Origin of the sequence: Virgibacillus tibetensis (genome assembly GCF_036026595.1) — a bacterium.
GTDB lineage: Bacteria > Bacillota > Bacilli > Bacillales > Amphibacillaceae > Virgibacillus_P > Virgibacillus_P tibetensis.
Map to the genome: position 1 here is coordinate 103913 of NZ_JARZFX010000003.1, position 14037 is coordinate 117949.

At 35.2% G+C, this 14037-nt stretch carries 10 protein-coding genes and 1 pseudogene; 2 read left to right on the forward strand and 9 right to left on the reverse strand.

The annotated features are described in order from the left end of the window. Nucleotides 1–292: 292 nt before the first annotated feature. The 6 genes from pepF to QGM71_RS08820 form a co-directional block, all read right to left on the reverse strand. Nucleotides 293–2104, reverse strand: coding sequence for an oligoendopeptidase F (gene pepF, locus QGM71_RS08795; RefSeq protein WP_327607165.1), 1812 nt, complete (start codon nucleotides 2102–2104; stop codon nucleotides 293–295). Nucleotides 2105–2269: 165 nt separating this feature from the next. Beyond that, nucleotides 2270–3439: a competence protein CoiA gene (locus QGM71_RS08800; protein WP_327607166.1), complete on the reverse strand. Its 1170-nt coding sequence runs from the start codon at nucleotides 3437–3439 to the stop codon at nucleotides 2270–2272. Between the two features lie 81 nt (nucleotides 3440–3520). Next, complete coding sequence (gene mecA / locus QGM71_RS08805) at nucleotides 3521–4210, reverse strand: adaptor protein MecA (protein ID WP_327607167.1); 690 nt, start codon at nucleotides 4208–4210, stop codon at nucleotides 3521–3523. 344 nt (nucleotides 4211–4554) lie between these two features. Continuing rightward, a complete protein-coding gene (gene spxA / locus QGM71_RS08810; protein ID WP_327607168.1) occupies nucleotides 4555–4950 on the reverse strand; it encodes a transcriptional regulator SpxA in 396 nt (131 codons plus the stop codon). A 631-nt stretch (nucleotides 4951–5581) separates the two neighbouring features. Beyond that, on the reverse strand, nucleotides 5582–6175 hold the full coding sequence (locus QGM71_RS08815; RefSeq protein ID WP_327607169.1) for a GNAT family N-acetyltransferase: 594 nt from the start codon (nucleotides 6173–6175) through the stop codon (nucleotides 5582–5584). 160 nt (nucleotides 6176–6335) lie between these two features. Then, nucleotides 6336–7550, reverse strand: coding sequence for a putative glycoside hydrolase (locus QGM71_RS08820; RefSeq protein ID WP_327607170.1), 1215 nt, complete (start codon nucleotides 7548–7550; stop codon nucleotides 6336–6338). Nucleotides 7551–7839: 289 nt separating this feature from the next. Here QGM71_RS08820 and QGM71_RS08825 point away from each other — a divergent pair, with 289 nt between their 5' ends. Further along, nucleotides 7840–8766, forward strand: a complete 927-nt coding sequence (locus QGM71_RS08825; protein WP_327607171.1) for an NADP-dependent oxidoreductase — start codon at nucleotides 7840–7842, stop codon at nucleotides 8764–8766. A gap of 904 nt (nucleotides 8767–9670) precedes the next feature. Continuing rightward, nucleotides 9671–10570 (forward strand): DMT family transporter, encoded by a 900-nt coding sequence (locus QGM71_RS08830; protein ID WP_327607172.1) that lies wholly within the window; start codon nucleotides 9671–9673, stop codon nucleotides 10568–10570. A 182-nt stretch (nucleotides 10571–10752) separates the two neighbouring features. Here the strand turns inward: QGM71_RS08830 and QGM71_RS08835 are convergent, their stop codons facing one another. The 3 genes and pseudogenes from QGM71_RS08835 to QGM71_RS21825 form a co-directional block, all read right to left on the reverse strand. Further along, entirely contained in the window at nucleotides 10753–11949 is a 1197-nt protein-coding gene (locus QGM71_RS08835) for an amidohydrolase (RefSeq protein WP_327607173.1), read from the reverse strand. A gap of 60 nt (nucleotides 11950–12009) precedes the next feature. Further along, a complete protein-coding gene (locus QGM71_RS08840) occupies nucleotides 12010–13392 on the reverse strand; it encodes an MFS transporter (protein ID WP_327607174.1) in 1383 nt (460 codons plus the stop codon). A gap of 333 nt (nucleotides 13393–13725) precedes the next feature. Further along, nucleotides 13726–13857 (reverse strand): annotated as a pseudogene (locus QGM71_RS21825) (amidohydrolase); the annotation flags it as partial. Between the last annotated feature and the right edge of the window lie 180 nt (nucleotides 13858–14037).

Here is a 14037-nt window from a genome sequence, read left to right on the forward strand (position 1 = left end):
AACATAATCTAAAATATAAGTTTAATAAATCGGTTAGGGGTGAATAGTTATGCCACAACTTCTCCCTCTTCTTTTTTTACTCGTAACTTTATTTGCTTTCTTTTTAAATATTCTTGGTCTTATGGCAATTATCCCTCTGTATATTACGTTGCCGTTATTATTTTTATCTATTTATTTAACCATCTACTCCTTCACACACAAGCGTGTATATCGTGGTATGAGATGAGAAAAGCACCGCTAAAATCAGCGGTGCTTTTCTCTTTATTCCCATAGCAGCTAGCTATATAAGCTTTTATTTTAATAGTAACTTTTCCATTTCGTCCAATTTTTCTTCAAATACTGCTAATGCGTCCAAAATTGGCTGTTTCGATGTCATATCTACTCCAGCTTTCTTTAACACTTCAATTGGGTAATCACTGCTGCCTGCCTTCAAAAACTCAAGATAGCGATCAACTGCTCCATCTGTACCATCAAGAATTTCTTTTGCTAAAGCAGTGGCTGCTGAATAGCCAGTTGCATATTGATATACATAATAATTGTAATAGAAATGTGGGATTCTGGCCCATTCCAAGCCAATTTCCTCATCTGACACGACAGCCTCACCATAATACTTCTTATTTAATTCGTAATAAATCTCGGTCAGCTTATCAGCTGTGAGTGCCTCACCTTCTTGCATTCTAACGTGAATGTCATGTTCGAACTCAGCAAACATTGTTTGACGGAAAACCGTTCCTCGGAATCCTTCCAGAAAGTGATTCAGTAAATATAACTTCTTCTTTTCATCGTCCATTTGCTTTAACATATAATCATTTAATAATGCTTCATTACATGTCGATGCTACCTCTGCTACAAATATGGAGTAATTACCATAACGGAAAGGTTGGGACTTTCTTGTGTAGTAGCTGTGTACAGAATGACCAAGTTCGTGTGTTAACGTAAACATGTCATTTACATTATCCTGCCAGTTCAGCAATATATACGGATTTGTTCCATATGAACCTGATGAATACGCACCACTTCGCTTCCCCTTATTCTCTTCGACATCGATCCAGCGGTTTTCGTATCCTTCTTTAACTATATCCACATACGCACTACCAAGCGGAGAAAGGCTCTTTAAGACATGCTGCTGGGCTTCCTCATATGGAATTTTCATATCCACATCCTTTACCAGCGGCGTGAATAAATCATACATATGCAATTCGTCTAACTCCAATACCTTCTTACGCAATTCTGTATAGCGGTGCAATAGTGGCAGCTTTTCATTTACTGCTTCTACTAGATTATCATATACCTGTTCAGGAATATGATTATTATCCAGTGCTGCCTGCCTTGCTGATTCATAATTACGAACCTTAGCAAAGAAGTTATCCTTTTTAACATTTCCGCTCAATGTAGAGGAGAAAGTGTTTTTAAACTTTCCGTATGTTTTATACATTGCTTTAAATGCAGCTTCCCGAACACTGCGGTCTTTCGATTCCAGAAAACCAATATATCTGCCATGTGTTAGGTCTACTTCTTCCCCATTTTCATTTTTAATAGAAGGAAATGTTAAATCTGCATTGTTAAGCATTCCAAATGTTTGTGAAGGCGTTGAAAGTGGATCCGAAGCTTCCGCCAGCAATACTTCTTCACGTTGGCTCAACACATGTGGCCGTTGACGGGTAATTTCATCCAACGTCTTTTTATATTTTTTCAATTCATCATTTTTGTCAATAAACCCTTTTAATTTCTCTTCGTCAATCGCAAGAATTTCCGGAACAATAAAACTCATTGAACTTGATGCCAGTGTCAGTACATTTTCCGCTTGCGTATTTAGTCCCTGATACCATGAATTCGTCGTATCCTGATCATATCGCATATGCGCATATGTAAATAACTTGCCTAATCTTTCAGAAAGCTGATCTTGTAGTTTAATTAATTCTACTAACGTTTCAGCAGAATCAGATAACTTATCCTTATACTTCTCCACTTGAGGTATATCCTTTTTTAATTTATTCAACTCTTGCTCCCATAGTTCATCTGTTTCAAAGATATCCTCCAGTTTCCAAGTTAAATTTACAGGTAAATCAGTACGTTTTGGTAATTCTTTCGTTGCTTTTGCCAAATCATGTTCCTCCTTTGAACCTTTATACTTACTAATTCTAGATTTTCTTGCAAAATCCTTTAAATAACTGTTTTTATAAGAAAACTCGCCGGTTCAGATAAGATTCATTTGTCCGGTCGCTTCTGCCTATGTTATTAGTATATCGAATTAGTACTGAATCATGCTTCAATTTTGCTTTACGAGCTGATCCATAATAATTTTATCTCCTGTTAACGCTTCCTCGACATTTTTATAAAAGTCAATAGGGTTTATTATCAAAAAGGAATGGGGTGTTCGCTTTGTCAGTATATTTAATTCGGACAAAAGCATTAAATATTCTATAATTGGGTTTTTACCGGTGTAAATGAGGGGGAAGCTGTTGGAGTCCTGCATCTGCTGTCTTACTATGCGCTCACATGATTTCAGGGAAATTTGTGTACCAAGAGGCTTATTGCATAATATATCGATACATAATCGACTCTGCCAGTCCCAGGGAGCTGAATTCATAAGGTATTGAGAAACAGTTGGAAGATAAATGATCGAGGGGAGATGCTCTCTGTGAGTTCCTTTTTCATACAGCCATTTGGCCCATGCCAGTTCTTTACCATACAAACGTTTCGGTTGTCTCATCCGAAACCGCTCTTTCTCTTTCCTCCATAACTGATACAGATGGGATGATTTCAGTAGTTCCTTTTGAAAGATATCTATGAACGACATGCTGTTCAGACGTTGAATATAGAACTTGCCAATGGCTTTATCCAGGCTTGTTAAATAGATGTTTCGGACACTTGCAAACTGGTTTGTTATCGGACAGAAGTAAAATAAAGTTAGAGGGTAGGTTGGAGAAAATTGATGGGTAAATTGAAGTGAAAACTGGTCCAATTGCAGTTGGTAGCTCATTTTCCTCTTTAATAGGGTGGCGCCCAAAATCCAAATAGGTATTATCCCTGCTTTTCGATACCCATTGTTCCGCTCCCTTATTTGTTCGATAGCAACTCGTGCACATTGGTATTCAATTGCAATTATTTTCGTGTTTAACCTAAGCAATAGATCCGGCCGCTGATTGATTTCCGGCAGATAAACTTCTAATTCAACATGGATATTTTGTTTTTTGAGCCACTGATATAACAGTAATTTCCCTTTTTCGTGATATAGCCCCTCCCCTCCTTCATGTGCTGGACATTTCTGAATCGACTGATGAGCGAAATGTGGAATTACTATAGAGCCTGCCTTCATGATGACTCTCTGGTTACAGGCTGGGCAATAAAATTTTACCTGCTTTAGTTTATTAATTTCAAGCTTTGTTAATGTAGCAAGCGTAACCAGTCTTCCTTCTTTTGACTTTGCCTGCAGCATAAATTACCACCTCCAATAAATACTATTCGACAGAAGTGGCAGAAATCCTGCAAAAAAAATAGACACCCTGTTTATGAGTGCCTAAGTATTAACCGGGAAGTAAGACCTGACTTGAGCAAAGGTGTCCTTTTCAAAAATCTTCTTTCCATACTCCTCGAGAAAATAAATGGTTGCATCGGAGTCGCTCGAAAATTCCAGTATTTGGCTAATTAAGTTTTCTTGCAGATTTTCATCAAGTATTTCTTCTGAAAATTCAATATATAAATAATAGTTATCCGCATAATGATAGAGTATTTCTTCTGTGATACCATCTAACTCTTGGAAATAATGACTTAACTGAATAACATCCTCAAAGTCTTTAAAGTTAACAACAACCCATAGGTTCTCTTCAGCGTCATCATTTTCATCTTGTTTATTTTCTGCTGATTGCCCGAATTTGTCTTCTAAAATATTTTCTATCTTTTTATCGACAGGAATATCAATTGTGCTACCATCTTCTGCAGGTAGTTCAATATTATCTCCATCTTTGGAAACCTGTGCTTTTGTAACTAAAATCTCCAAGCCTTTTTCCATTGCTTGAACTTGTATCCATAACGGACCTTCCACATTAAAATCTTCTTTATAATTCACTTCATCCATCATTTGCCAGAATAATTGTTCACTGCGTTCGCGGTTATACCAGATTTCTTCACGTTCAAAACCACGATCTTCAATATCGATATAGGAAATATAAAACTTAACTGTATTCTCATTGATTCTTTCTATTTCCATCTTTGTTTCTCTCCCTTCTGTTAAATAAGTTAGGTGGAAGAGACGCTTCACCTTAATCTATATTTAATAAAGAATATACTTTATAATCCAGTACCCTCCATGAGCAATCCTTAACCATTCGTGTATCTATAATTCATTGTATGACAGCATACTGTCTTTTGGAAATTAATATGCCTATATATAAACGAATAGTTAATATAATATTTTAACTCATTATAATCGATTTGTCATCCTTATATTTTAAACTGCCTGTCCCAACTTTTGAAATACAACAAAAACGCAGACCTTTAGATGGGTGATCTGCGTTTTTCCTATTATCATGTCTATACCTATTTCCAATATAATTAATTGACCATACGTTGTGCTTCACGTAATTGAAATGTACGAACTGTTCTCGGTAAGAAACGTCGAATCTCATCTTCGTTGTAACCTACTTGCAGACGTTTTTCATCTAAGATAATCGGTCTTCTTAATAAACCTGGATTTTTTTGAATCAAATTGAATAAATCCTTCATAGGCATTTGATCAATATTAACGTCTAATTTCTGAAAAACCTTTGAGCGTGTTGATATGATCTCATCAGTTCCATCTTCCGTCATACGTAATATTTCCTTTATTTCATCCAACGATAGTGGCTCGGAAAAGATATTGCGTTCCGTAAACGGTATGTCATGTTCTTCTAACCATGCTTTTGCTTTTCTGCAAGATGTACAACTTGGTGAGGTATAAAGTGTTACCATTGAAACTTCACTCCTCAATCTGAATGTGGATTTTCATTTTATGAACATTGAATCACTTATTAGATAAACAATAAGTTTAATTAACCCTATATGTAAATTATACTACAATTGTCAAGCAAAAGGTAGGGTATATCCTAGAAAATGCAGGTTAATTATAAATGTTCACAAAATGTTTTTAATTGTATAGTTGTAAGTTACCCCATTTCATTTTTAATTAAACCTTTAATTTGAAAAAACATTAAAAAGTCAAGTGCAGACGCCTGTCTGCTTTGTATGGTTCACTACAACTTTCTTTCTAACAACGTATTTTTATCCCAATCTTCTCTTTTACGAGTGTGACAAATGTATTGTTCTTTAAAGCTTATCCTATTACCATTACTTTATACACTATTTATAAGCAAATACAGAGTAAGCACAGCATGGTATGGTTTTTAATGATAATGCTATTATTGCTTATACTGACCAATTGATTTTATTGGAAAGACCGCTGCAAAAAGCGTGAAGAAACGTTTACTTGGACTGAAGTTGATAGTATCATTCCCGCTGATCTGGCTACTGATTAAACTAAGTTACATATACGTAAAAAATTCTCCCCTTATCCGACCACGATAAGGGGAAAATTAAATTGATTTTATGCTTTCTCAGTTGTATTTAAACCATCAAGAATATCTTCAGTATCTCGGTTTTCATCAAAACTCAATACTTCATCTACAGGTTGATAGGATTTACCGTATATCTCTTCATCTTTGTAGGTATGAATATCTTCATACATTTTTTTCATTTGTTGGAAAATACTATCCTCTGTATCTTCATTTGGAGACCAATATAATATTTCCATAGGGGTTTCCTCATTCGTGGCTAATGATCGGCGGTTATAACCAATGCACTGTGCGTGGTTAAATCCTTCCCTGTGATAGAAATGCAGTCGTTTCTCTGTATCTGTATCTTCGTAATCAACAGGTTCCACTTCTAATATAATTGGTTTATTTTTTAATTTAAGTTTTTCCATTAGTTTATGTCCGGTTCCTTGCCCTCTGGCTTCAGATGAAACCCATACATAATCAATAAAAATAAATGTATCGAACTCAGCATACATCATTACATGCAGGGGACTTTCGTCTTTATAATAGACATCGCCCTTTTCTTTTAAAAGCATATCCATATGCTCTTTTGACTTCATTTCTTCTACTGGAAAATACTCATTTAACTTTTCATACCAATTCATTGATCTACTCCTTAATTTTTAGTAGTCCTGTCTATTATAACGAAAGACAGTTGATTTGTTAAATCGGCTTCAGAGTGTATCTCCTTATAATATGCCCATTCTGCTCCATTTACACCTGAAAATAAAACAGATCCTCTATAATTAGAGAATCTGCTTTATTTTACTCCTCGATGCCAATTTTATAATTAACATTCTCTGTATATACATTTCCCGAATTCCATAATAGAAACTCATAAATATCATTCTCATACAATGCTTTTATCTGGGCTTCCATTTCCGCTTTTCCATATTGTTTAGTCGCTCCACTATACAACCAAGGTGCCTCAAAGTCTTGGAGCCATGGTCTTGATACTGGCGGGTCCTCCAGCGCACCTAACACTTTATTTTCCACTTTAGCGTATTCAGTTACAAGTTTATATGGCTCCTCATCTGGCTTGTCTATACCAAAGTAAGACGTCCAGTGACTTGGGTAGATCATAGAAGAAATAACATCTACATTATTCGATATTTCCGAGAAGTTCTGACCAATTCCAGGTGTTTCTTCGATCGTTGCTGCATAACCAAAAATATCAACAGAGACATCTACACCATAATCCGATAGCTCATCCCTTGCATAAGCGACGAAGTCTGTAACTGCCTTCACACGCTTTTTAATATTATTCATATCCAGATCTTTAAAGTCACCTAATGAATAGTCAAGTTCTTCATCGCGATGTTCAAAGCCTTCAGGGAATCGAACGTAGTCAAATTGAACTTCCTGAAAACCCATTTCCGCAGCCATTTTGCCGATTTCTACATTGTACTCCCAAACTTCTTTTTCGAACGGGTTAACAAATGCCTCTCCTTTATTATTCACCCATACTTTACCGTTTTCAGTGAATGACAAATCTGGTCTTTCTTTTGCCAAAACATTATCCTTAAAAACTACTACTCTGGCAATTGGATATATTTCCTTTTCCTCCAGAACTTCCATCATACCTTCTGGATCGCTGATGAAGTTCCGTGCAATATCTTCATATGGAGAACCTTCTTCTGGTTTGAACGTCAAGTTTCCATGGTCTTCTTTTATATCAATTACCATTGCATTTAAATCTGTTGTGTCAAGTAAGTCCAACAGTGTTTCGAATCGACTTCCACCTGCTGAGTTGCCAGTAACATAAATCCCCCGCACTGCATCAGGATATTCAAAGTTATAGCCGGAATCATATGTAAAACGTTTCATGTTTTCATTTATATCAATTGGTTTAATGTTTGTCTGTCTTTCTTTATGAGAGCTAACCGTCTGACTTTCTTCTGCACTACTACTTAAAGGAATACTCATACTAAGTAGGAGAATACCAAAAAATGTAAAAATCCTGCGTTGTTTTTTCTCCATAAACTATCAATCTCCCATATCTATTTTAAATCTAGTATAAAGGAAATTGGTCACTATTTGTATTAAAATCCTAAAATTTGTCGTTTTTTTATTTTGTATCCTCTTCCCAAAACTTGTTCAACTATCGGGGCAGAAGAGTTGAAGAGGAATTAAGTAAAAAGGACTTGAAATTCGGTGGTGGCACCGAAAAATAAATTTAAATAAAAATGCACACGGAGTTGGAAAATTTGAAATACTTTATATTACACCTTAATATTAACATAGACTTAAAGTAGAAAGGGTGTATTTAATGAAAGCTATTGTTGTTAAAGAAGCTGGTAATATAGAAGATTTTGTAGAAAAAGAAGTAGATAAACCAAAAGTAAATGCAGATGATGTGTTGATTGAAGTCCATGCTGTTTCAATTAACCCGGTAGATAGTGCAATACGTAAAGGGAAAATGCCATTTAAATTAAAGTCTCCTATGATTTTAGGTACGGATATTTCTGGCGTTGTTTCTGAAGTTGGTGAAAATGTTTCAGATTTTTCAATAGGCGATGAAGTATTTACTTCTTATAAGGTAAATCGTGGTGGTGGACTGGCAGAGTTTGTATCTATTCCTGAAAAATATGTAATAAAAAAGCCGGAAAAGGTTACTTTCGAAGAAGCTTCAGCCCTAGGTATCGCAGCACTTACTGCATATCAACTGGTTAATAAAGAATTATATCAAGTACAAGAAGGAGAAACTGTCTTTGTGCAAGGTGGTTCAGGTGGTGTAGGAACATACACAGTCCAGTTTGCAAAACAGAACGGAGCACATGTTATTGCTACAACTAGCAGAAATAAAGAACTTCTTGAATCACTTGCAGTAGACCAAGTTGTTAATTATAAAGAAGAAGATGTTCCAAAAGCTTATGTAAATAAAGCAGATATGTTAATTGACACAGTAGGTCAAGGTACTGAAACATTACCTGTTGTAGTTGAAGGCGGTCGAGCATTAACGCCAGCAACTCCTATATCAGATGACAAAGCTGCAGAAAGAAATATCACTATTGATAGAATTACCTATGAAATAAATACAGATCAATTAAAAAACTTAGTCGATCAAGTAGCTCGTGGCGATTTGAAAGTTGTCATCGATGAAGTCTATCCATTTATCCAAGACGGTGTACAGAAAGCTTATGAATTAAGTGAATCAGGACATGCAGCTGGAAAAATTGTGATAAAAGTTAAATAAAAAGAGATTGAAGATAATGTAAAATAGTTTGTGTAAAACTAAAGGGTGCTATCCAGAAGGAGAAGCACCTTTTTTGTTGAATTTATACAATAGGGAAGTAGAGTTGAATAAGAAATACGTTAATTTTAAAGGTGGGAATGTCAAATACAGAAACAGTGTACGTGATTAATCTTATAAGAAATAGGTGATAAACATAAAAACTTTACCATTTAAGTTGGGTGTTATTTTATTAAGTGTTTTTCTAATATACGCAATCTATAAAAATTGGGAAAATGGTTTTCAATCAAATCTAGTTTCAATCTTGCTTCTTATAGGTTGTATTATTATATTTCCCCTAAATAATTTCTTTAGCAATGAAGAAAGTAAATAGAACTGTCTAAAAAATATTTTCAATTAGTATTGAAAACACGGAACGGATCATCTAATACTGATTCGTTCCGTGTTTTGTATTGCAATATTCATTCATAATTTACCCTCACCTGGGTTGTGGTGATTGGTTTATCCACCTTCTGGCTCTTGAATAGATATGCGTCATTTCTTTTGCCTTCTGTATATCTTTCTATTTCATCCTGAAGCATACTTATTATAAAATAAAACTCTTTAGATAATTTTCAATTTCTTCTTCTATAATTCCAATATACTTTCTTGACGCTATACAAAAACCGACAAATCATTTTAATAATAATAGATATTTTAGAGACAATAATATAGAAATTACGTTAGCAGGCAGGTAATTAGAACCTGCTTTTTTTGATAATAAAAACCACTATAGTTCTATTTAGTTTTATATAAACATTTTCTGATAGGATTTTCACAAAACTGACATAGCAAAATTGTATACAGAACAGATTATTAAGTTTAAAATAAAAAAGTTGCCATTTTAATTTATAGGAGAGTAACAAATATGGTAAAAGCTTATACTTGGGTAACTTTTTGTGTAGTCGTATGGGGAAGTAATTTTGTATTTGGAAAGATTTTAGTTCAAGATTTCTCCCCAACTCTGTTAACATCACTAAGACTTTTCTTTATTGTGTTATTTTTAATTGGATTATCTTCTAACAAAATATATTTTAAACGTATAAAACGTTTAAATAAAACAAATTTGCCTGCAATTTTTTTCCTAGGGGTTATTGGTGTATTTATAAATCAATGGTCTTTTTTTGTTGGATTACAAACTGCTGATCCAACAACAGCTGCATTGATTCTAGCAACAACTCCAATTTTAACTGGATTTTTAGCAGCCATTTTTTTAAAAGAAAAATTAACGATTCGTATGTTGATGGGGTCTATTGTTGCGATATTAGGTATTTATTTTGTCGTAGCGAAAGGCAGCTTATCCTCTATAGACATTGACAAAGGGATTATATGGATTGTTGTAACGATGATAACGTTTGCCATAATGATCATTATGACTAGAATGCTCTCTAAATCAATTGATCCACTTACACTTACTTTATATTCGAATACTGTAGGATTTATTGTGTCTATTCCTTTTGCTTTTTCACTAGACAATCCTTTACGGGTAAGTGTTGAAATTTCTGATTGGGCTTTTCTAATCGGAACAGCCGTTGTTGTACATGGTATAGCTACGCTAATTTGGAATATCAACATTAGACATGTTGATGCCTCAAAGGCATCTATATTATCTAATTTAGAACCTTTTGTAGCAATGCTTATGGGATTAATATTACTTTACAAGCCGATAACAGGTGCAGAAATATTGGGTTCCTTATTTATTGTGGGGGGAGTCATTCTATCTACTTATCAACGGAAAAAATTATACAACCGAACAGGAGTCAGGTAAGTAAGTAAGAAGAAGTAACTGATATAAGGTTAAGATAAATGACATCTAGAGGAATACGTTATTGTTAAACCTGCAACAAACTGCATAAAGTAGGTTTTTTTAAAATTTTTTAATAAAAAGCCACCCACAAAAAAGTTATGGATGACGTTTCGTTTTATTATTCCTGTTACAAAATTAGTCTCTTAACCAATTTCATCCATGCTTAAATAACTGCATAAAACTTGTCCCACTGATTTGGCTGCGACAAGAATTGCATCTTCATCAATTTCAAATTTAGGATGGTGATTGAAGTAAGGTTCTTCTACACCCTTTGGAGTGCAACCAATATAGAAATAAGAACCAGGAACTTTCTCCAGAAAGTACGCAAAATCATCAGATGGTGCCATTTTAGGGAATTCTTTTACTTCTTTAATATCTTTATCTTTAACCATTTTCAAGGTATCCGCTACAAACGCAGTCAGTTCAGGATCATTATATAATGGTGGATAGTCAGGTTCATACGTAAGTTCACAAGTTACACCAAACAATTCTTCGATCCCCTTAACAATCCGATGTATTTCTTTGTTAATAACACCCTTTGTTTCTTCATTTGAATAGCGTATATCCCCTTCGAGCTCAATGCTGTCTTTAATCACATTAAAAGTTCCTTTACCATCAAATGAACCAATAGTCACTACACCCGCATTAAACGGATCCACTCTGCGACTAACAATAGTCTGTACAGTTGTCACAAAATAGGATCCTGCGACAATAGCATCGTTTGCCTTGTGTGGAGATGAACCATGTCCTCCGCTTGCCTGTATACGTAGTTTAAAATAGGCACGACCATTAAAAGAATATCCACTATGATAACCAACTGTACCAGCAGGAGCCATTGGTAAAACATGAATACCAAAAACAGCATTTACATCATCCAGAAATCCTTCTTCTACGATGCTTTTTGCGCCACCGGGTGGTTGCTCCTCTGCATGTTGGTGGATAATTTTAACGGTCCCATTAATGTTATCTTTTAATTCAATGAGGCAATCGGCTAACACTAAAAGATATGCTGTATGTGCATCATGGCCACAAGCATGCATTACACCTTCATTTTTTGATTTATACGGAACCTCTGCCTCCTCTTTAATGGGAAGCGCATCAAAATCAGCCCGAAGAGCAATTGTTTTACCTGGCTCCCCCCCTTTTATAGTTACAACAATGCCATATCCATTTCCAGCATTCGTTACTATTTCGACATCTTTATCTTTATAGAAATCAGCAATATAGTTTGCCGTTTTTTCCTCTTTAAAAGAAAGTTCCGGATTCTCATGTAAATAACGGCGTATTTCAACCATTTCATCTTCCCGTTCTTCCAACATATTCATTAATTTGTCTTTCATTAATAAAATCTCCTTTCAAAACTGAGTAGGCAGGATACCTGGGTTAAACTGCCTGCCTACTTATTTTTTATTATCTATTGTACTTGGAACAAGTACAAGGATAGAAATTAGGGAAACAGCAGCAAATATTACATTCGTAATAATTCCAACCGTCGCCGAAACATGAACAGAACTTACTGATGCAACTGTGCTGTATACGGTTACTGAAATGGCTATACCAAATGCGTTTCCTAAAGAACTTGCCATCTTATAAATTCCTGAAGCTTCTCCGACTTTATCATCAGGAGCAGTAGAGACGGCTGTATCGGTTGATGGCGTAGCATACATTCCAAGACCTAAACCAAACAAGATAAATCCAACAAATACAATAATCGTGTAAAGAATATCAGGTAAAAAAGTCAACGCCATCATGGCAACCCCGATTAACGTTATCAATGACCCCCAGACCATCGGTTTTTTTGCACCGGTTCGTTGCATGAGTTTTTCTCCAACACGAATCATGGAAAGAACAGCAGCTAAATAACCTAGTGAAAGTAAACCAGATTGAAATGGGGTAAATCCACGACCTACTTGGACATACGTATTTGCAACTATTAGCGTACCCGCAACAGCATTCAATAAGAAATTCGATACCGTTGCACCTGTATAGGCTTTATTTTTAAATAACTTGAAATCGATAAGAGCATCTCTTTTTCTACGCTCATAGTAAATAAATACAATGACACCAAGAATGGATACAACAGCTAAAACTAACGTTGTTAAACTCGTCCATCCTAATTCTGAACCTTGGGTAATGAAGATATTAATCGCCAGCATCGTAATGATAAAGATTCCCAATCCACCATAATCGAATCTAAATTTTCCAGTTGTTTTGGCTTTACTTTCGGGGACATCCCTGATGAGCCACATAGCAAGCAAAGCAACAATGATAGAGAAAATAAATATCCATTTCCATCCCATATACGTAGCAATAACACCCCCGGCAAACGAAGTAATTCCGGAACCACCCCATGAACCAATGGACCAGTAGCTAATCGCCCGCTGTCTTTCCGCACCTTCAAAATATGCTTTCAGTAGCGCAATCGTAGCTGGCATAATGCATGCAGCAGATAAACCCTGCAAAACCCTTCCACTTATTAAAAGGACCGATCCCTGTGCCAGCACAATTAATAACGAACCAGCTACACTCAATACTAAACCAACATAGGTGATTTTCTTCCGTCCGATTCTATCCGCCAGTCCACCTGCAACTACAATGAACATGCCCGAAAATAGAGAAGTCAAGCTTACCGCTATATTTATAACACCTAAATCGACACCCAGATCTTCTTGGACTACTGGAACAATATTTACCATTGCTTGGGCAAATAACCAAAACGTTATTACACCGAATACAATACCGATAATCATTTGATTCGTACCTTTATAGTTTGCAGCTTCCATATAAATCCTCCTTCATCCTCCTAAGCTCTTCATTTGAAGTAGAGAATATAGACTTCAACTTTGTTACATTATTAATACAGAAAAGCTTTAAAGCGAATAATATTACTATGCACTTGTCTTAAAAAATTATTAGTAATTCCTTAAGCTATTTTTATTTTAGTTGGGCCTTACCTACTAGAAAACACAAGATGATTAAGACCAGGTTCTATATTTAAAAATTCGCCACCATAAAAAATTGAAACATACTTTGCCGGATTACGTTTCAATTTCCGCTTTGGTGCAATATTCTGGGTCTATTTCAAAACTAGTCTCTTGATTCATCGTTTTCCATTTTAAATAATTGGAAATAACATATCCCACTGAATTGGCTGCGACAAGAATCGCATCCTCATCAATATCAAATTTAGGATGATAATTGAAATATGGTTCTTTTACTCCCTATGGTGTACAACCAATATAAAAATAAGAACAAGACAAGCAAAAAAGCGAGTATTAGTCACTCGCTTTTTATCGTATTCTTATAATAATGAAATCTGGGTTATCTCATTAAAAACTTCATGATTAAGCCAGTTTCCATTAATTTCATAAACATCTTCATAGAAAGACTTCAACCGAGTATTCCAGGAACTTACAAGGCATCTAGTA